Annotated in this window: 19 protein-coding genes and 1 pseudogene; 15 read left to right on the forward strand and 5 right to left on the reverse strand. The window is 57.2% G+C overall.

Going from position 1 to position 20,008, the window contains the following annotated elements:
* From BS629_RS00005 to BS629_RS00035, 7 genes are all read left to right on the forward strand, one after another.
* Window positions 1-436: DegT/DnrJ/EryC1/StrS family aminotransferase (locus tag BS629_RS00005; RefSeq protein ID WP_198943665.1), on the forward strand; the 436-nt coding region annotated here is incomplete at its 5' end.
* A 1-nt stretch (window position 437) separates the two neighbouring features.
* Window positions 438-1,136 (forward strand): WbqC family protein, encoded by a 699-nt coding sequence (locus BS629_RS00010; RefSeq protein ID WP_018246935.1) that lies wholly within the window; start codon window positions 438-440, stop codon window positions 1,134-1,136.
* Between the two features lie 61 nt (window positions 1,137-1,197).
* Window positions 1,198-2,166 (forward strand): glycoside hydrolase family protein, encoded by a 969-nt coding sequence (locus BS629_RS00015; RefSeq protein ID WP_018246934.1) that lies wholly within the window; start codon window positions 1,198-1,200, stop codon window positions 2,164-2,166.
* The gene (locus BS629_RS00020) at window positions 2,163-3,134 is read left to right on the forward strand and encodes a glycoside hydrolase family protein (protein WP_018246933.1); all 972 of its coding nucleotides are present in this window, start codon (window positions 2,163-2,165) and stop codon (window positions 3,132-3,134) included. The genes BS629_RS00015 and BS629_RS00020 overlap by 4 nt, the downstream gene beginning before the upstream one ends.
* Window positions 3,131-3,583 (forward strand): GNAT family N-acetyltransferase, encoded by a 453-nt coding sequence (locus BS629_RS00025; protein ID WP_018246932.1) that lies wholly within the window; start codon window positions 3,131-3,133, stop codon window positions 3,581-3,583. The genes BS629_RS00020 and BS629_RS00025 overlap by 4 nt, the downstream gene beginning before the upstream one ends.
* Complete coding sequence (locus BS629_RS00030) at window positions 3,580-4,329, forward strand: class I SAM-dependent methyltransferase (RefSeq protein WP_018246931.1); 750 nt, start codon at window positions 3,580-3,582, stop codon at window positions 4,327-4,329. Before BS629_RS00025 ends, BS629_RS00030 begins: the two co-directional genes overlap by 4 nt.
* Before the next feature lie 41 nt (window positions 4,330-4,370).
* Entirely contained in the window at window positions 4,371-5,249 is an 879-nt protein-coding gene (locus BS629_RS00035; RefSeq protein WP_018246930.1) for a glycosyltransferase family 2 protein, read from the forward strand.
* A 253-nt stretch (window positions 5,250-5,502) separates the two neighbouring features.
* Here BS629_RS00035 and BS629_RS00040 read toward each other — a convergent pair whose 3' ends face one another.
* Both BS629_RS00040 and BS629_RS00045 read right to left on the reverse strand, forming a co-directional pair.
* A complete protein-coding gene (locus BS629_RS00040; RefSeq protein WP_018246929.1) occupies window positions 5,503-6,414 on the reverse strand; it encodes an acetamidase/formamidase family protein in 912 nt (303 codons plus the stop codon).
* A gap of 233 nt (window positions 6,415-6,647) precedes the next feature.
* Complete coding sequence (locus BS629_RS00045) at window positions 6,648-7,265, reverse strand: outer membrane protein (protein ID WP_018246928.1); 618 nt, start codon at window positions 7,263-7,265, stop codon at window positions 6,648-6,650.
* A 310-nt stretch (window positions 7,266-7,575) separates the two neighbouring features.
* Here BS629_RS00045 and BS629_RS00050 point away from each other — a divergent pair, with 310 nt between their 5' ends.
* From BS629_RS00050 to fhuB, 3 genes are read left to right on the forward strand one after another with little or no spacing between them, the layout of a single operon-like run.
* Window positions 7,576-8,382, forward strand: coding sequence for an ABC transporter ATP-binding protein (locus BS629_RS00050; protein WP_032980105.1), 807 nt, complete (start codon window positions 7,576-7,578; stop codon window positions 8,380-8,382).
* 13 nt (window positions 8,383-8,395) lie between these two features.
* Complete coding sequence (locus tag BS629_RS00055) at window positions 8,396-9,274, forward strand: iron-siderophore ABC transporter substrate-binding protein (protein ID WP_018246926.1); 879 nt, start codon at window positions 8,396-8,398, stop codon at window positions 9,272-9,274.
* Complete coding sequence (fhuB, locus tag BS629_RS00060) at window positions 9,274-11,244, forward strand: Fe(3+)-hydroxamate ABC transporter permease FhuB (protein ID WP_026188813.1); 1,971 nt, start codon at window positions 9,274-9,276, stop codon at window positions 11,242-11,244. Before BS629_RS00055 ends, fhuB begins: the two co-directional genes overlap by 1 nt.
* 30 nt (window positions 11,245-11,274) lie before the next feature.
* Here fhuB and BS629_RS00065 read toward each other — a convergent pair whose 3' ends face one another.
* The 3 genes and pseudogenes from BS629_RS00065 to BS629_RS00075 all read right to left on the reverse strand — a co-directional run bounded on the left by BS629_RS00065 (window position 11,275) and on the right by BS629_RS00075 (window position 14,399).
* Complete coding sequence (locus BS629_RS00065) at window positions 11,275-11,928, reverse strand: hypothetical protein (RefSeq protein ID WP_077987913.1); 654 nt, start codon at window positions 11,926-11,928, stop codon at window positions 11,275-11,277.
* Between the two features lie 202 nt (window positions 11,929-12,130).
* Window positions 12,131-12,592 (reverse strand): annotated as a pseudogene (locus BS629_RS00070) (TonB-dependent receptor domain-containing protein); the annotation flags it as partial.
* A gap of 721 nt (window positions 12,593-13,313) precedes the next feature.
* On the reverse strand, window positions 13,314-14,399 hold the full coding sequence (locus BS629_RS00075; RefSeq protein ID WP_018246921.1) for an ROK family protein: 1,086 nt from the start codon (window positions 14,397-14,399) through the stop codon (window positions 13,314-13,316).
* Between the two features lie 124 nt (window positions 14,400-14,523).
* Here BS629_RS00075 and otsB point away from each other — a divergent pair, with 124 nt between their 5' ends.
* From otsB to BS629_RS00100, 5 genes are all read left to right on the forward strand, one after another.
* Window positions 14,524-15,303: a trehalose-phosphatase gene (gene otsB / locus BS629_RS00080; protein ID WP_018246920.1), complete on the forward strand. Its 780-nt coding sequence runs from the start codon at window positions 14,524-14,526 to the stop codon at window positions 15,301-15,303.
* A 200-nt stretch (window positions 15,304-15,503) separates the two neighbouring features.
* Complete coding sequence (locus BS629_RS00085) at window positions 15,504-16,388, forward strand: helix-turn-helix domain-containing protein (RefSeq protein WP_018246919.1); 885 nt, start codon at window positions 15,504-15,506, stop codon at window positions 16,386-16,388.
* A 321-nt stretch (window positions 16,389-16,709) separates the two neighbouring features.
* Window positions 16,710-17,783 carry an ABC transporter substrate-binding protein gene (locus tag BS629_RS00090; RefSeq protein ID WP_026188812.1) on the forward strand — a complete coding sequence of 358 codons (1,074 nt, stop codon included), beginning with the start codon at window positions 16,710-16,712 and terminating at the stop codon, window positions 17,781-17,783.
* Window positions 17,784-17,850: 67 nt separating this feature from the next.
* Window positions 17,851-18,672, forward strand: a complete 822-nt coding sequence (locus BS629_RS00095) for an ATP-binding cassette domain-containing protein (protein WP_026188811.1) — start codon at window positions 17,851-17,853, stop codon at window positions 18,670-18,672.
* The gene (locus tag BS629_RS00100) at window positions 18,669-19,928 is read left to right on the forward strand and encodes a sugar ABC transporter permease (protein ID WP_018246915.1); all 1,260 of its coding nucleotides are present in this window, start codon (window positions 18,669-18,671) and stop codon (window positions 19,926-19,928) included. The genes BS629_RS00095 and BS629_RS00100 overlap by 4 nt, the downstream gene beginning before the upstream one ends.
* Window positions 19,929-20,008 lie beyond the last annotated feature (80 nt).

Here is a 20,008-nt window from a genome sequence, read left to right on the forward strand (position 1 = left end):
CGGCCTGTTGCAGCTGAAATACATCAAGCTCGCGCTCGAAAGGCGTGGTTTGATCGACAGTGCATATCGTGAGCGGCTCCGTGGCGTGGCCGGCATAGAATGCCTGGACCGTTCCGGCGAGACCGTCTCCAACTTCTCTTATTTCCCGATCCTCGTACGCCCTGACTACCCCATTTCACGCGATGGGCTCTATGAACGGCTGAAGGAAAACAGCATTCATCCGCGCCGCTATTTCTATCCGCTGATTTCAAGCTTCTCGATGTACCGTAGCCTGCCTTCCTCGCAGCCCTCGAACCTCCCGGTCGCAACCGAGGCCGCACAACAGGTGCTCTGCCTTCCCATCTATCCGGACATGGAGATGGAGATCGTCGACAGGGTCTGCGCGCTCATTGCTTCATTGAGCACAGGTGCTTTCACCGCAAGTAGGGATATATGAGATGAAACTGGCTATCATGCAGCCATATTTCTTCCCCTATATTGGTTACTTTCAGCTGATCCACGCGGTCGATAAATTTGTTGTCTACGACAACATAAAATATACAAAAAAGGGTTGGATTAATCGAAACCGCATACTGCGGAATGGTGAAGATTATACATTTTCTCTGCCGATTAAGGCCGCGTCGGACAGCCTAGATATATGCGACCGCACACTGTCGACAGAGTTCGACCGCAATAAGCTAGTTAATCAAATTCAAGGCGCCTATCGACGTGCACCATTTTTTTCAAATGCTTTTCCAGTGATAGAACAGGCAATCCGCTTCCAAGACAGCAACCTCTATTCCTATATATTCAATTCAATCACGAAAATTTGCGATTATCTCGGCATCAAGACAGAATTCATCGTCTCGTCCAAAATGAAAATAGATCACGGTCTTAAGGCAGAGACAAAGGTTTTGGCTCTTTGTGAAGAGGCCGGTGCAAGCGTATATATAAACGCAATCGGGGGAGTGGATCTCTATTCGCGCGAAACGTTCAATGCGCGTGACATCGACCTGAAATTCATCAAATCGAAGCCTTTAGAATATCCCCAGTTTGGAGCGGAATTCCTGCCTTGGTTATCGATCATCGACGTGATCATGTTCAACTCCGCCGAGAGCATCCAGGCGAAGATACTCAACGAATATGAGCTTATTTAACCGTAGTCGCTGCCGCACTCGGCAGTCCGGACTCCATCAAGAAATCCAGTCGGTGACGTAGATGTTTAAATGGCAAAAGCTGGGCAAGGTGTTCACGCCGCAAGATGTGACGAATCGCCCGTGGCTCAAGGAGTTTGCTCAGGCGCCAGCAACCCTGATTTTCGATGATTTTGTGCGCGTATATTTTTCCTGCCGACCACCGGCAGACGAATCCGGGCAATATGTGTCGCATTCCGCTTATATCGACGTGGACAGAGCTGATTTGTTCAAAGTCAGGCACATCAGCGAACGTCCCGTTCTGGAATTGGGTAGCCTTGGTGAATTTGACCAATTTGGTACCTATCCGATTTCCGTAGCAAGAGATGGCGATATCGTTCGGGCTTACTATGCCGGCTGGACTCGTTGCGAGTCCGTGCCTTTCAACGTCGGTATCGGCTTGGCACTAAGTACCGATGAAGGTCGAACGTTCGTGAAGGCAGGTCGTGGACCGGTGCTACCATATTCGCCCGATGAGCCGTTTGTTTTGAGCGGTCCCAAAATCCGGCGCTTTAACAATACCTGGTACCTCTTTTACATCGCTGGCTCCAAGTGGAAGATGGCCGACGGGCGCGCTGAGCCTGTCTACAAAATAAGGCTCGCTACCTCGGAAGACGGCATCCGTTGGACAAAGCTAAATAGAAACCTGATCAACAGCATTGTCGAAGATGACGAAGCACAGGCCAGCCCCGATGTGATTTTTGCCGGGGGGAAATACCACATGTTCTTCTGTTACCGGTATAGCACGAATTATAGAGGTAAAGAAAAAGGCTATCGAATCGGCTATGCATCGAGCGTTGATCTGATCAACTGGCATCGCGACGATTCCAAGGCTGGCCTAACTGTATCGGATACGGGATGGGACGACGAGATGGTCAGCTATCCGCACGTCTTTGAGATCGATGGCAAGACCTACATGGCTTATCTCGGCAATCAGGTCGGTCGCAATGGCTTCGGTCTTGCTATCCTCGACGGAAAGTTGGGTGATGTATGACGAAGATGCGCTGGAAGAAGTTAGGTAAGATCTTCGATCCCACTCGCCATCAGCTGCCGGCAGGATGTGTCGAATACGCGCAGTCACCTCAAGCACTCGTTTTCGACGACTTTATCCGAATATACTTCTCAACTCGCGCCGTTGACACGAATGGCAAGTATCTCAGCCATATCGCTTTCGTTGATATGGATAAGACAATGGATCGGATTGTTCGAGTTTCCGACCGGCCCGTTATAGAGCTTGGGAAACTAGGCTGTTTCGACGAGCACGGTATCTTCCCGATGAACGTGATACGACATGAAGGAAAGATCTACGGCTACTCATGCGGTTGGAATCGAAGGGTTGCGGTATCGGTTGATACTGCAATCGGCCTCACCGTCAGTGACGACGACGGGTTGTCGTTCAAGAGGATCGGCGATGGGCCAGTTTTGTCTGCGTCGCTCGGCGAGCCTTGCTTGGTCGGCGATGGCTTCGTACGGTTCATCAACGGCACCTTCCACATGTGGTACATTTTCGGAACTGGATGGAAAGTATATTCCTCCGAAACCGCGCCAGACCGCACCTATAAAATCGGTCACGCAACATCCCGGGATGGCATCAATTGGCAGAAGGAAGAAGCCCGACAGATTATCGCTGATCGGCTTGGTCCAGATGAAAGCCAGGCTTTACCTACGGTCATCGAGATCGAGGGGCGTCATCATATGTTCTTTTGCTACCGGCAATCGTCAGATTTTCGCACGAATAAAAGCCGTGGCTATCAAATCGGCCACGCCTGTTCGGACGACCTGATTAACTGGTCGCGCGATGACGTCGAACTAGCAATCGAAGGAACAAGTGGCGAGTGGGATTCTGACATGCTTTGCTATCCGCATGTATTTGAGTCAGACGGTGCTATTTACCTTTTGTACAACGGAAACCACTTCGGCCGGTATGGATTCGGCGCTGCGATATTGGAGCGGACCGCTTGACCCCAAATTGGAGCCGCAACTTCGCTTCGGTAGACGAAATAGCCCGACACTTAAACGAGTGCGGTGAGAGTTTTGCAACCGAGCTCAGTGCAAGAATCGACATTGGGATCTATGCGCAGAAAATTCTTCTAAATGCCGAGCGCTTCGAGGCATGGTCGAACGGCATGTTAGTCGGATTCTTGGCTATGTATTGCAACGACGACAAGCTGAAGTCGGCATTCATTACGAACGTGAGTGTGCTTGAGGATTGGCGAGGCCGTGGAATAGCGGGGACGTTGCTTGAGCAATGCATCACTCACGCAGACGAAAAAGGCTTCGGCACAATACAGCTTGAAGTAGAGGCTGGGAATATGGCGGCAGTCGCGGTCTACGGAAAATTTGGGTTTGTGCCGTTGGGTGGCGGGCAGTCAACGCTCATTATGAAGCTGGATTTGGGGGCCAAAAAGTGACCGACAAGCGTGATTATAACAATGAAATAAAAGACACCAGTGATCATCGTTATGCTTACAATTTCGATTTCGATGTCATGCATCATTATATGCTGAAGTCCTTTATTCCATTCTTTCGTCGGGGGAGTTTACTTGAGCTTGGAAGTTTTCGAGGCGATTTCACCAAACGAGTGATGCCGTATTTTGACGACATCACCTGCGTCGAAGCATCCGACGAGGCGATAGCCATAGCGAAGCGCGATCTAGGCGAAGGGCTGATATTTATCAACGACGTCTTCGAAGGCGTGACGTTGCCCAAGCGCTATGACAATATTCTGCTGACGCACGTTCTCGAGCATCTGGATGATCCTGTGGGAGTGCTTAGACGTGTCAACGAGGAATGGTTGTCGGAAGGCGGTAGGCTCTTCTTGGTTTGCCCAAATGCGAACGCTCCCTCACGTCAGATCGCGGTCAAAATGGGTTTGATACGTCACAATTCGGCAGTAACGCCGGCGGAGTTGGAACACGGTCATCGGATCACATACTCGTTGGACACCTTGGAGCGTGATGCTAAATTAGCGGGGCTAAATGTGGTGCATCGCTCAGGCATCTTCTTCAAAGCGTTGGCCAATTTTCAGTGGGATCGGCTGTTGGAGACCGATATTATCTCCAGCGAATATCTCGAGGGATGCTATCACCTGGGGCAAATCTATCCCGATCTTTGCGCCAGTATTTTCCTTATGTGCGAAGCTGGCGGGACGCGGTAATTGCGTCCAATTCCAATCTTTCTTAAGTCCGGAGGGTATCGATGCCGCGTGTATCGATCTGTATTCCTGCATATAATCCCGATTATTTCGAGCTGTGCCTTCGAAGTGCACTGGCCCAGAGCTTTGTCGATGCCGAAATTCTTGTGTCTGACGACTGTCCGACCGATGCAATCAAGGTAATATGTGATAAATATGTTCGGTTTGTTCAATATAGCCGTAATCCGAATCCCGGGCCCGAGAGCAACGTGCGTCGACTGGTTCAGATTGCGAACGGCGAATACATAAAATTCCTGTTCGATGATGACGTTCTTCATCCTTTTTGCGTACAATTCCTGTTGGAGGCACTCGATGCGACAAGGGATAGAAATACGCGCCTTGCGTTTTCTCCACGCCATCTGATCGATGACCGAAATCATACGACTGGTTTCATCAACCATTTCAACGCTTCCGGAGACGGCTTAAAAATGGTTTCCGGCCGTGATTTCCTAAGGTTGACGGCCCTCAATCATGTGAATCTTGTTGGGGAGTACACAACAGCCTTATTTCGCAAGGCGGACGCATTTGACGGCGATGGACAATTCCGGTTGTATCGCATGGAAGGTGATCTCTTCCGAGGCTTGATTGACCTGTCGGCGTGGGTTGAATTGGCTCAACTCGGCGATTTCGTTATACATCCCAAGCCGCTCTCGTACTTTAGGCGTCATGAGAACGCCACGTCGAACCCGCAGATCAACTGGAAGTTCATCTATGCGATCACCTATTATGAGGATGTGCTTAATTTTGCCTTTGAAAAAGGCTATTTGCCAGCAAGCGATTTACCTGCGTCATATCGCAACCTGGTGAATACCTACCGCTATTGGCAAAATTCATTCCCGCAGCTTAATGCAAGAATTGCACAGATCGAAGATGCATTGACATAGAGCTGGAATGACACGCCCTAGGGGAGTCGAACCCCTTTTCCCCATGGTGCCCTAACCGATAGACGACGGGCGCTTCCTATCTTCCCTCCATTTTTCGGGGTGACCGCTGCGAAGTCATCAGCCGTTGCCATAAACGCGACCTTCGTTCCGTCGACGAGGCGCGCTCCATGGCAGACCTGGTGATCGTCGCGCATCATTTCACCGTCTGGGCTGGTCCAGAGTCCTGTCGGGGACGGCAGCTCCCGAGAACCCTCTATCGACGAACCAGCCATTTCTTGGCAACACGGCAAGCCATCGTATAGGCGGGATCGAAGACGTTGCCGACATCGTAACGCACCACCTGACCGAGCAGATGGCTGGCCGCCGTCCTGTCCAGGTCATAATCTGATGCCAGCCAATTCAACATTTCGCTGGTCGCATGCTGGAGCGCCTGATCGAGGGGCCGGGCGTTGCCGATAGTGAAGATGTCTTCGGCGGTTTCCCCACGCGGCCAGACCAGTCCGGCCTTCTTTTCCACCGTCAGCCGCACCGTGACTTCGAACGTCGTCTCGACGCCGGTTCCGACGATCTCGCCATCCCCCTGCACGGCATGGCAGTCGCCGAGGAAGAACAGGGCGCCGGGAGCGGCTACCGGGAAGCGGACCGTGGTGCCGGGGCCGAACAGCCGATAATCCATATTGCCGCCATATTCGCCGCTGGTTGCGGTCGATATTGCCTGGCCGAGGCTGGGCGCCACGCCGAAACAGCCGATCATCGGGGTGAGAGGCAGAACGAGGTTTTCGAGGCCGGCGACCGGCTCGGAAAGCCGAACGGTCAATGCCTCGCGGTCGATGACCCAGATGGCCATATCGCGCGCCGGCAGGTCGCGAACCGTCTCGGGATCGACGACATTGGCGGCGACGACGCTGCGGGTAAACCCCGTGGCCCTGGTCGGGATCATGCTGATGATCTCGACCTTCAGCGCATCTCCGGGCACAGCACCTTCCACGAAGATCGGGCCGTTCATCGGATTGGGGCCGAATGTCTGCTTGACGCCGTCCTTGTCATACCCGACGGCGTCGAGCGTCTCAGTGACCACGGTGTCGCCGTCGGCGATACGCAGGGCCGGCGGAAGAGAGCCGATGACATTGTGAAAGATCGTCGGGATGAAGCGGTGAGTGGTCATGAGAATATGGCTCTCGCTCGTTTCAAATATCATGAGCCTGCGGCTGAACTGCCCGGCGGAGAGAGTTCGAGACTAGATCAGAGATTGCCTGCAATGCCAATATCCGCAGCATCGCCCGAAAATGCAGTTCGGCCGCAATGCCGGCGGCCGATAGCAGGTTGTCAAATCAGCCTATCTCCAAGCACCGGGCAGGATTCGCCGCGGATTTCTCATCCCAACCGGAGATCAGACATTCAGAATTTGAAGCTCGTGCCGACCGTCACCTTTTGCTGATTAACCTCGAAATCGCCGAGCGCCGAGCCGAAATCCTTGCGTCCGAAATCGTCATAGCGATATTCAGCGCGCATCATAATATTGTCGGTCAGGGCGCGTTCTACACCGCCACCGGCGGTCCAGCCAATCAGAATGTCGTCCTTCTTGCCAATTCCAGGCACGTCGACTTCTCCGCCCGCGGCCGCCAAACCCCCGGTTCCATAGATCAGCGTACGGTCCAAGGCATATCCCACACGTCCACGCGCCGAGCCATCCCATTTGAGGGAAACGTCGCTCCCATCCTTCCAGTTGTAGTTGAAGTCATTCTCGATACCGAAGACGAAAGGACCGTGCTGGAAATTATATCCGCCGTAGATACCCGTCGAACCTCCATCAAGATCCTGCTCGGAACCGTCGAGGTAGCTCGCATGTGTCGAGGTGTATCCGCCTTGAAGCCCGAGATAAAATCCCGACCAGTCGAAGGCCGACTGGGTCTGTCCCTGTTGAACGTAAGCAGGATCCTGAACCACGGCATCGGCGGCAAAGGCCGGCACCGCCGAGAAAGCCACAGCGGCCAGCGCGATTATCTTTGTGTACATTAAAGTGCCTCGTCATTTCGATGATTGGAGAAGGCTTCAGCAAACCGGCAAGTCGGCTGGGACCGATTCATTATGCTGCGGTTCGGTGTTGCGGTTTGCACTTTATTGTTGAGATATGTTGCGACCTTGGGCGTCCTTGAGACGGCGCATCGCACTTGGGAAAGTCAACCTGACCAGGTGGCCGAAAGGCCTGCCGCCCGCGTGAGGATGACGAGGCGCTAGGCAGAGATATTGGAACAACGAAAATAGTTGATTGCTAGTCTCATCTTTAGTACCGAGCTATCACCCGGTTAAAGGATGTCACGTGGCTATGCTCCCCCCGACGCAAGATCCGCCTCGAACGGCTGAAACTTTTGTCGCCGAAAATATAGGTCTTTTGATAGAGGGGAACGAGATTCTCCGCGATGTAAGTCTCAAATTTCCGGCAGGAGAAGTTGTGGCACTGGTCGGCCACAACGGCTCCGGTAAATCCAGTCTTCTCAAGATGTTGGCTCGCCAGCTTGTGCCGAGCGCTGGATCGATCTCTTACGGCAACCGGGATCTTAGGACGTATGGTGAACGCGTCTTCGCTCGTTCGGTCGCATATCTGCCCCAGGATGTCACGACCGGATCGGAAATGACAGTCCGCGAGCTTGTGGGATGCGGTCGCTATCCGTGGCACGGGGCGCTTGGCCGCTTCACCAAGAACGATGAAGGGAAAGTCGAGGAAGCCCTCCGAGCAACGTATATCGAGAAGTTCGCCGACCGTATCGTCGGAACATTGTCAGGCGGTGAGCGGCAACGTGCCTGGATCGCGATGCTGATCGCTCAGGATGCTCGCTGCCTGTTGCTCGACGAACCGACTGCGGCACTCGATGTTGCGCATCAGATTGAGGTGCTCTCCCTTGTGCGACGCTTGGCGCACGAGCTTGGAAGCAGTGTCGTCATCGTACTCCACGACATCAACATGGCCGCTCGCTTCTGCGATCGGATCCATGCATTGAAACGCGGTCGCGTTGTTGCGAGCGGAACGCCGAGCGCGATCCTTGCGCCAAACACGCTGCAAGAGATCTATGGGATCGACATGGATGTGATCTCCGCGCCCAACCTGCCTTATCCGCTCGCCTATGTTTGTTGAGGCTAGGCGTGCAATGGGTGTTACGCGGCGCTCCCTTTTGCAGTTCGCGGCGGCCTCGGTCGTTCCAGCTCCGCTGTTTGCGCAGTCGATAGGCCCAAGGATCGTCAGCCTCGACTATGGCCTTGCGTCCACTCTCTTATCCCTCGGATTGCCTCCGGTCGGGATTTCGGACCTCGCCGATTGGGACAGATGGGTTGTCGAGCCGCCGATGCCAAAATCCGTCGTCGATATTGGCAGTTCGTTCGAGGTCAATTTTGAAATTCTCGTCACGCTGAAGCCCGACATTGTCTTGACCACACCTTACCTGGATGAGCTGTTGCCCAAGCTACAGTCGGTGGCGAAAGTCGTTCGGCTGGAAGTCTTTACGCCGGGCATTGGATCTATTCTTCCCGCTGCCATCGCGGCGACGCGTAAATTGGCTGGTGAGCTTGGCCGCGAGAATGAAGCAGAGCAGTTCCTCGCGCGCGCCGACGCCTTCTTCGAGCGATGCCGCAGTCGGCTGGCGGGCAAGAACCTGCCGCCAGTCGCCCTCGTGAATTTCATGGATGCCCGCCATGTCCGCATCTACTCGAGTCCTGGGCTGTTCCACAATGTGCTCGAGCGCATCGGTGTCCGCAACGCCTGGACCAGAGAGTCGAACTACTGGGGTTTTGAAACGATCGGTATTGAAGATCTCTCCAAGATCACCGATCCGGACGCGCGTCTGATCGCCTTTGATCCCGTTCCTCCGGACGTTCTTCCGAAACTCGCTCAGAGCCCGCTGTGGAACAGGCTGGCGTTTGCGCGTCCGGGCCATCTGTCGATTCTGCCGCCGGCCCTGATGTTTGGCATGGTGAACGAGGCCATGCGCTTCGCGGGCCTTTTGACAGATCTTCTGGAAAAAGAAGCATGATGGTATCCCGCCGCGACAATATCGGGCCAGCAATTGTCTTCCTCCTCCTGATTGGCGGTGGAGGCGTGGCATCGTGGTTTCTTGCCGTTCCAGCGCTGTCAGAAATGGGTCGACCGGATTACGATGTCACGCGAATGGTGTTCACCTATTCGACGCTTCCCCGTCTTGCGACGGCGCTGATTGCCGGAGCCGCGCTTGCCTTGTCGGGGGCGCTGTTTCAGCAAGTTTTGCGAAACCCGCTCGCCGATCCGACCACCCTCGGCGTGTCGGCCGGAGCAAACCTGGCGCTGGTGGTAACATCGCTGTTTCTCCCCGACTTGCTTGGCGCCGGCCGTGATCTTGTCGCTCTGATCGGCAGTGCGACCGCTGCCGTGATCGTCGTCAGCCTGGGCGCGCGCCGCGGTTTTTCGCCTTATTCGCTTGTTCTGTCGGGGCTGGTTCTCAGTCTATGGTGTGGTGGCCTCTCTGCCATCCTGACCTATTTGAACCAGCGCTATCTCTCGAGCCTGTTCATCTGGGGCGCCGGCTCGCTGGCACAGCAAAGCTGGGTCATTCCCTTGTCGCTTCTTTGGAAGTTCGGCGCCATCGCCATCGTCTGCGCTTTCGTGATGAGACCGCTTTCGCTGCTCGATCTTGGCGAGAGCAGTTCCACGGCGCTGGGCGTCCGATTGGTCCGCCTGCGCTTCATTGTCGTGGCGCTTGCTGTCGCGCTTGCTGCATTTGTCACGAGCGCCGTTGGGGTCATTGGTTTCATTGGACTGGTCGCGCCGACGATTGCGCGATTGTCCGGAGCACGGCGTCCCGCGCAGCTCATCTTCTGGTCCCCCCTGATCGGCGCCGGGCTGCTTCTCTTCGCCGACTCTGTTCTGCAACTGGCCGCAGGGGGGCTTGGCGATTTTTTGCCGACGGGGGCGGTAACAGCCATCTTCGGTTCGCCGCTGCTTCTCGCGCTGCTGCCGCGTCTGAAGATCCGTCATAGACTGCAGCAATCGCCGGCGTTCAAACGGTCCCGCCGGTGGGATGGAACGGCACCGGTCATCATCGCGGCTGCCGGCCTGCTTGTGCTATTGACGGTCAGCGTTTTTCTCGGACGTGACCTCAATGGCGGCTGGGCTCTCGCTTCCGGCGAGTTCTCGTACGATGTCCTTGCCATCAGGATACCTAAAATCCTCGCCGCCCTGACATCGGGCGCGATGCTTGCGGTCGCGGGCTCTATTCTTCAGCGGCTGACCGGCAACGAAATGGCAAGTCCCGAAGTTCTGGGAATCAGTGCCGGAGCGACCTTCGGCGTTGCGATTGCCCTCTTTGCCGTCGCTCCAGGGTTTTCCGGTCAATTTGTCTTTGCCGTGGCCGGTGCGATCAGTGTGCTTGTCGTCATCTTCGCCAGCTCCCGGCGATCGGCGTTCGCTCCCGAGCGAGTCCTGCTTGCGGGCATTGCCTTAAGCGCGATGGTCGATGCCGTCGTCGGCGTGTTGAGCTCGACGGGAGATCCGAGAGCTGTTCTGCTGATGCGGTGGATGAGCGGGTCCACCTATCTTATCGAGGGATCGACCGCCGCAACGGAGGTGGCGCTCGGCGCCGTGCTGATTGCCGTCTCGCTCGCCGTCCGCCGCTGGCTTGACATACTTCCCCTTGGGCCGTCTCCTTCGGCGGCGGTCGGTGTACCATTGGCGAAATCGCGATTTGCGCTTTTTGGCCTCGCAGGATTGTTGACGGCTGCCGCGACGCTGACGGTTGGCCCATTGTCATTCATTGGCCTCATGGGACCTCACCTTGCGCGGGAGGCGGGATTGGCACGCGCGCTGCCGCAAATGCTTGGTGCCGCTCTGATCGGAGGGGGGCTTATGGTTGCTGCCGATTTCGTCGGCCGCACGATCGTATCGCCCTACCAGATTCCGGCCGGTCTTGTTTCCGCACTCATCGGCGCACCGTTCTTGATGCTGTTGATGCGGAAGCGCGTTGTCGGCTGAGGGGGTTCCCACGCAACACCATCAATGATCTCACTTTGGCGTCGTCTCATTCGCCGGCAAGTTGGCCCTGCCTCTTGCTCCGAGGCGGGCCAGTACGGGCGGGGAGAACGACCGGCCGGACCACTTCAATACGCTTTCGCGAAAGACCTGTCGCTCCTCCTCGGAGGCAAACAATCTCGCCGGCCACGGATGAGAGACCATCTTGGACATCCAAAAGTGGAAGGTTCCGGCATCCTCTTCGAGCGCATAGAGCGAATCCCAGGTACATGTGACCGTCTGACCCAGGACCGTGTAGCTGATGCCGCTCTGGTCCACGGTAGACTCGACGGGCCTGCCGATCGCTTCCGCCTTCACCAGTCGTCGGCGATACATGGAACGCAGGAATCGCCGGATCGGCCCGAGCAACAGAAAGACCCCGAGCGCGCCAGCAACGATTGTTGCGAGGACATAGATAGCGAATGTCCCGACGTCACCGGCCTGCCATTTGTCGAAATTGGTAATCAGCGCGACGAACAGCGCAACGATTCCCGCTGCCCCCACGGTTGGACCGGTTGGCAGAAGCTGCCGCGATGCATGCTGGATATCAAGATGGTCGTCGAGTTCTAAAGCGAAAGTTTTGCGGAAGCCGGGCCGATTCGGGGACGGCCAAATTTTCGGGACTGAGCTCGGGGAACTCTCGGACATGTTCAACCTGCCAAATTGGAGCACGTTCGAAATGAAAACTCGCTCTTAGGTAGAGGCGGCTCCCTCTTGCGTCAATCAAAGCCTCGTCGTGGGGTTATCATTTCCGGAATGGACCAAATGCAGTCCACATTGCCGAGAGGGTGATCCCTTGGCGCAGATTGCGAGCGCCGCCTTGATTGGACAAGGCGGCGTCCGCCAACCTTTACCAGGAATACTTCAGGGTGCCGACGACCTTGCGCCGATCGCCGTAATATTCTGTGCAGAAGTAGCTGCTGGCGACATATTTGCGATCGAACAGATTCGTCGCGTTGACGGCAAGCGTCACGTCAGGCGTCACCTTGTAGCTGACGGCTGCGTCGACGAGCGTATAGGCTGCGACCGATACGGTGTTCGCCTCGTCCCCATGGGTCTGGCCGATATAACGCACACCGCCGCCGAGCGTCAGGTCGCCGCGCTTTCCGTCTCCAGGGACCGTGTAGTCGAGCCTGGCCGATGCCAGATGCCGCGGCACGCGCGAGGGCCAGTTGCCGATATTGCCGCCGGTTCCGTCCTCGCGGATTTCGGCATCCCAATAAGAATAGGCAAGTGTGAGATTGACCCGGTCGTTGATGGCGGCTTTGCCTTCCAGCTCGATGCCGCGCACGCCGACCTTGCCGATCTGCTCCAAGCGCAAACAAGACCGTCGTGTTTATGTGGGCTTCTCGACGACGGCGAATGCAATGAAGGACCCGTCAGAGAGAGCGAGCGCCGTTGTGGCCGTGGCGATAGCAAAGCGTTGGTCTTGTCGAAAATCCCAGAGTTTCCTAGCGAGAGAAGAATGCCACGCGACCAGAGCGCCCGCGTCTCTTTCGGAAGTCACGGGAAATTCTTAGCTCAATTGTCAGCTGACAATGGCGGCCGTGTCCGCATCCATCGCCCCCATCCTTTCGTTACAGCCCATTTTCGATACGGCTGAACGCCATTGCCGACCCACCGGCTAGCGGCCGAGCTGAGCACGGTCCGAATCAGACAATCGGTTCTCATTTATAGGCAGACGAACGGCATGAGCTTTCAGCCTCCAGCCCGCGGGCGGGTTCGTTGCTGGAGGGCTTGTCACTAGCGTCCTCGGTTTCGGCATCGCGGCGTGACGGGGCAAGGCCGAGCATCTGTTCGAGACGGCCGGCATTAAGCGGGGCGCTTATTCCCTTGAAGTTCATAGTCCATCTTTCGTCTGCGGATCGATTGCGTGGAGTTGCAGAGATAAGCGCAATTTAAACCTGCCGAGAACCGTCTGTCGGAGTTATCACCATGTATTCCAACGTGGGCAGGAAAGGGGAGGGCTCTCATCTTGAAGCGCACCCCGAAATGCGTCATGGGGCAGCGCCGGACGTCTCGAATTGCTGAGCCTACCGCGCCTTCGTTCCTTCGCGATTGGTAAAATGCGCGTTGCCCAACCCCGTGCCGATGGTCAGCACTGCCCATCTCGACACGTCGTTCATAAAAGGGATCTGCGACAATCCCTGCACGACGGCATCGTTGTGCATCATCACGAATGTGCTGTCGTCGCCGATCTCAGGAATGGCCTTCATCAGTGCGGCAGGAAGGTTGAAGCTGTCGCTCTCCCAGTTTCCGCCGGGCAGGTTCTGTCCGCCGCGTTCGATGGAGCCATCGGCTTTGATGATGCCGGGGCATGCGATCCCGATGATGGGCGCCGGCTTGAGATTGGCCTTTTCGGCCTTACCGATCAGATCCCGCAACATCGCGGCCAACTTCTCGATGGTCGCAGTGCGGCTCGGCTCGTCGTCGGCATGACGCCAGATGGCCGAATCCCAGACGCTTGCATCCGCAAAATTCGGCACGTCGTCCTTTCCGAATTTGACGACGCCGGCGCGAACATTGGTGCCGCCGATATCGACGGCGAGGATGGCCTCGTGGCCTTTGAACATCCAGCGGGGCATCAGGTGGACCGCGCCGATCAGTCCGGCCTCATCGGGGTGGTGAACGATCGGCACGACCTCGACGGCGATGCCGGCCGCCTTGAGAATAACCATCGTCCTGGCGATCGCCAGTTCGCCAAAGTGGCTCCGTCGGAAGCCGCCGCCAACGACGATGCGTTCCGTCTTTCCCCAGCGTTTGTCCTTCAGAAACTTGCCTATCACATCGGCAAAGTCCTGGGCAAAATCCTCCACAGCCCCCATGATCAACGCCGCCGCCGCCAAATCATCGCCCTTCAAAATAGCGTCGATTTTTTTCTTGGAGAGCTTGTCGGTCTCAATCTTGCCGATCGGGTCGTCTCCGACCTTGCGGATGCGTTTTCTCCAATCATCAAGCTTCTGTTGGAAAGTCTTCTTGTTTGCGTTGTCGCCAACGAAACCATTCTTGTCACGCAGTTCGTTGTTGTAATCGTCGATCACCACCAATGGCAGGTTTAAAGCGCCATGTGCCAGCGGGGCATTGACCTCATCACGGGGATCTGAACTGCTTTTGGCCATCAATGTACCTTCTAGGGCGCGAGTGCTCGAACGGGCGGCGAGACACAACGCGGACTAGCCTTAGGATGTTCCGGAGTCTGAAAAGCCACCTTGTCCTTGTTGGCCGGCGACCTAGCTTCAATGATTGCAGAGTTTGGAGAATGCCGTGCAGGACGACGACGCTACTCAGGAAATGCTTTCACTGGTCTTGGAAGAGCCCGACCACTGGGCGATGTTTCTCGATATCGATGGGACGCTGCTCAATCTCGCGCCCACGCCGGATGCGATCGAGGTCCCAGAGGCGCTCCCCGGACAACTTCATCGCCTGTCGAACAAGCTTGGCGGTGCCTTGGCACTGGTCACCGGCCGATCGCTTGCCTATGCAGACGCGCTGTTCAAACCCTTTGCATTTCCGACAGCAGGCCTGCACGGCGCGGAAATCAGGAACGCCGCGGGCATGCAGACGGTCGAGGCGACAGCTGAGTTTCAGGCGCTGAAGCATGCGCTGACGGAGGAAGCCGAGCACTATCCTGGAGTCTTGATCGAGGATAAGGGTGCGGCCGTTGCCGCCCATTACCGGCTCGCGCCCGAATATGAAAAGGTGCTCGCAGACCGCATGCACCACTATGCTGAGCTCGCCGGGCCGAACTGGGCATTGCAGCTCGGCAAGATGGTATTCGAGCTGCGTCCGGCACGGTCGAGCAAGGGCGATGCGCTGGAACGGTTTTTCCAGTCCGACCCGTTCAAGAACCGCTGCCCGATTACCATCGGCGATGATCTGACCGACGAGTCGATGTTTGCGATCGCCAATGCGCGCGGCGGCGTTTCCGTGCGGGTCGGTGCGATCGGCGCCCCTAGCTGCGCCACAAGCCGGCTGTCCTCTTCTGCGCTGGTCAGAAACGTCATCGCAGCCCTGGCCGCCTGAGGCCGGCCCTTAGACGATCTGAAATGCGGATTGCTGTCGTCTTTACGCCGGCTGCGCAGCGTCTATTGTCAAAAAAGTATCGGTTTTGACCGGGAATCGTGGTGGCGGGCGGGACATGAGCCCATTACACTCCCCTTAAACAATAAAAGCCAAAAAGAATTTGGCTGGCGGGCCTGGAACCGTCCTCGGAGGAGGAGACAATGGAACCTGACTTGGAAGTCATTCAGATCCGGCCCGGCGAATCTTTCGCAACGAAGGCGCATGGCTATCCCTACCATACTGTTCGCTGGCATTTTCACCCGGAATACGAACTTCATCTCGTCGTGGCGACAACGGGACGGTATTTCGTCGGCGACTTCATCGGCGAATTCGAGCCTGGTAATCTCGTTCTTGCTGGTCCCAATCTCCCCCACAACTGGATCAGCGATGTCCCGAAGGGCTCGAGCATTCCGCTTCGATGCCAGCTCATCCAGTTCAGCGAGGGCTTCATCAGCGACACGATGAAGGTGCTGGCCGAGCTCGGCCCGTTCGATCCGGTTCTTGAAGCCTCCCGCCGCGGCGTGCTCTTCGGCGCCGATACCAGCCGGCAGGTTGCTCCCCTGATGAACGAGGTGCAGCAGGCGCATGGTGTGCGTCGCATCGAGCTGTTCATGATGATCGTCGGCCTGCTCAGCCGGGCGCAGGATTCCCAGCTTCTCGCCAGCCCGAGCTATTTGCCCGATCCATCGGGCTACATGTCGGCCGGCATCAACAAGGCGCTCGCCTATATCAGAGAGAACCTCACGAAATCCTTCGACGAAGCTGATCTCGCGGCGATCGCCGAACAGTCGACCGGCGCCTTTTCGCGAGGCTTCCGCCGCCATACCGGCATGTCGCTGGTACAATATGTGAAACGCCTGCGCATCAATCTCGCCTGCCAGATCCTGATGAGCGATGACCATGCATCGATCACCGATATCTGCTTCGAGGTCGGCTTCAACAACCTGTCCAACTTCAACCGGCAGTTTCTCGCGGAAAAAGGCATGACGCCTTCGCGTTTCCGGCGGTTGTTGGGTGACAATATCAATGTGGCAAAGGCGGCCTAGAGCAATTCCAGCAAAAGTGCGCAGCGGTGTTGCGTCCGGAATTGCGTAAAACAAAAGACAGAGCATTTCCGTAACTCGGAGAAAAACGGAAATGCTCTGGAGGAGCCGAACGAGCACGGTCCAAGGGACGAGGGAGGACAAGGAGGAGGAGCGAAAACTGACACTGACTTTGAACGTGGGCGTGCGATGAGCGGCTCGCGATCGGAGATGCTTGTCCTCAAAAACATCAAACGCCGGGACAGGCGCGACCGTTCATTCAGCCGAACGGCCACAGCAGGCAGTGCAATCACGAACCTACACAATTTTTACCAATGGGAGGAGATGGAAATGATGAAATTCTCAACACAGGCGGCAGGCGCCGCGGTATTTGTCCTGTCCTTGCTGGGCGGTACTTCCGCCTTTGCGCAAACGGCCGTTTCGGATGCGACAGTGGCATTCCTCATGCCCGATCAGGGCTCTACCCGCTACGAAGAGCACGATCACCCGGGCTTCGTCGCGGAAATGAAGAAGCTTTGCGCGTCGTGCAAGGTTCTCTATCAGAACGCCGATGCCGATATCGCAAAACAGCAGCAGCAGTTTAATTCGGCGATCACCCAGGGCGCCAAAGTCATCGTGCTGGACCCGGTGGATTCGGCGGCGGCCGCATCGCTCGTCCAGCTCGCACAGAGCCAGGGTGTGAAGGTCATTGCCTATGACCGTCCGATTCCGAAAGGCAAGGCCGATTTCTACGTCTCCTTCGATAACAAGGCGATCGGCAAGGCAATTGCGGAATCGCTCGTCCAGCATCTGAAGGCTGAGAATGTGCCGACCGATGGAGGCGGCATCCTGCAGATCAACGGTTCGCCGACCGATGCGGCTGCCGGGCTGATCAAGGACGGCATTCATGAGGGTCTGGCGAGTGGCGGATACAAGACGCTTGCTGAATTCGACACACCCAATTGGCAGCCCTCGAATGCCCAGCAATGGGCCGGCGGCCAAATCACCCGCTTCGGCAAACAGATCGTCGGTGTGGTCGCTGCCAATGACGGCACTGGTGGCGGCGCCATCGCAGCCTTCAAGGCGGCGGGTGTCGAACCCGTGCCGCCGGTGACCGGCAATGATGCGACGATCGCGGCACTCCAGCTGATCATCGCGGGGGATCAGTACAATACGATCTCCAAGCCGAGCGAAATCGTCGCCGCCGCCGCTGCCGATGTCGCCGTAAAGCTCTTGGCCGGAGAAACGCCGAAGGCCGAAATGACGCTCTACGACACGCCGGCGCAGCTTTTCGTCCCTGCCGTCGTCACTGCCGAAAACCTCAAGGCCGAGATCATCGACAAGAAGATCAACACCGCCGAGGAGCTGTGCACCGGCCGCTATGCCGACGGCTGCAAGAAGCTTGGCATCACGAAGTAACCCGCAAGGAAAGCGCGACCGGCCGCCGGTCGCGCTTTCCGTTTTGCTTTTTCCGAAAGGCCAGGCGATGTCTGAAACCTCTCACAATCTTGACCCTTCCCGTCAGCCTGTCCTCAGTCTGCGCGGAATATCGAAGAACTTCGGGGCGGTGTCGGCGCTCAGCGATATCGAATTGGATGTGTATGCCGGTGAGGTCGTGGCGCTGGTGGGCGACAATGGCGCCGGCAAATCGACGCTGGTCAAGATCCTGGCCGGTGTGCATCAGCCAAGCTCGGGCACGATCCTGTTCGAAGGCAAGCCGGTGAACCTGCCGAGCCCAAGTGCTGCTCTCGGCCTCGGCATTGCAACGGTGTTCCAGGATTTGGCACTTTGCGAAAATCTCGACGTCGTCGCCAACATCTTCCTCGGCAAGGAGCTCAGCCCCTATCAGCTCGATGAGGTCGCCATGGAGATCCGCGCCTGGCAACTCTTGAATGAGCTTTCGGCTCGCATTCCAAGTGTGCGCGAGCCCGTCGCCTCACTTTCCGGCGGACAGCGCCAGACGGTAGCGATCGCCCGATCGCTGCTGCTCGAGCCGAAACTGATCATGCTCGACGAACCCACAGCAGCGCTCGGCGTTGCCCAGACCGCTGAAGTGCTTGACCTCATCGAGCGCGTGCGGGAACGCGGCCTCGCTGTCATCATGATCAGCCACAACATGGAGGATGTGCGCGCCGTCGCCGATCGCATTGTCGTCCTTCGCCTCGGTCGCAACAACGGCACCATGCTGCCCGACGCGTCCAACGAGCAGCTCGTCAGCGCCATCACCGGTGCATCCAACAATTCCGTCTCCCGCCGAGCGTCGCGCCGCCAGGCGCAAAGCCAACCGAACGAGGAGGGCAGGCCATGATGAAGACCATCGACAATGATCCGGCAGCACCGGCGCTGCTCGACCGGCGTGATGAGAGAGTGCGCCATGACGACAGTTTCGGCGGTTCGATCCAGGCCTTTTGGGATCGCATCCGCTCCGGCGATCTCGGCTCACTGCCGGTCATTGTCGGCCTGGCGATCATCTGGACGGTGTTTCAGGCGCTCAATCCGGTGTTTCTCTCCAGCAGCAACCTTGTCAACATGCTGTTCGACTGCTCGACGGTCGGCGTCATCTCGCTGGGTATCGTCTGTATCCTGATGGTGGGTGAGATCGACCTTTCCGTCGGCTCCGTCAGCGGCTTCGCCTCGGCGCTGGTCGGCGTCTTCTGGGTCAACCAGGGTTGGCCGGTGGTCCTTGCAGTCCTCGCCGCGATGATCGTCGGCGCCCTGATCGGCTCGCTCTACGCGTTTGTCTTCAACCGCTTCGGCATGCCGAGTTTCGTGTCCACCCTGTCCGGACTGCTCGCGGTTCTCGGCCTGCAGCTCTATATCCTCGGAGCGACGGGTTCGATCAATCTTCCCTATGGCTCCTGGCTCGTGAGTTTCGGCCAAATCATGGTCATGCCGGACCCGATCGCCTATCTGCTGGTAGCACTTGCCGGCATTGCCTTCTTCTTCTCCAGCTACCGCACGTCGGCGCGCCGGCGAGCGGCCGGCTTGTCTGCAAAATCGGCCCGCGGGCTGCTTATCCGCGCTGTCATCATCACACTCGCCCTGGAAGCAGTCGCGTTCTATCTCAATCAGTCGCGCGGCATTCCGTGGATGTTCGGTCTTTTCGTCGGGCTCGCCGTCGCCATGAACTATGCACTGACGCGCACCAAATGGGGACGCTCCATGCACGCCGTCGGCGGCAACAGGGAAGCGGCCCGTCGTTCCGGCATCAACGTCTCGCGGATCTACACGAGCGCCTTCGTCATGTGCGCCCTGCTTGCGGCAACCGGCGGCGTTCTCTCTGCCGCCCGGCTGGCGACGGCAAGTCAGCAGGCCGGCACCGGCGACGTCAATCTCAACGCCATCGCTGCGGCGGTCATAGGCGGCACGAGCCTGTTCGGCGGGCGTGGCAGTGCCTATTCAGCGCTTCTCGGCATCATCGTCATTCAGTCGATCGCCAGCGGGCTGACGCTTCTCGATCTGTCATCGTCGCTTCGATACATGATCACGGGCGCCGTCCTTGCCGTCGCCGTCATCGTCGACTCGCTGGCACGCCGATCGCGGATCTCGCACGGCCGGGCTTAGAGCAATTTCAGCAAAAGTGCGCAGCGGTTTTGCGTCCGGAATTGCGTGAAAACAAAGAGATAGAGCACTTCCGTGATTCG

The sequence above is a fragment of the Rhizobium leguminosarum bv. viciae USDA 2370 genome (assembly GCF_002008365.1).
Lineage (GTDB): Bacteria > Pseudomonadota > Alphaproteobacteria > Rhizobiales > Rhizobiaceae > Rhizobium > Rhizobium leguminosarum.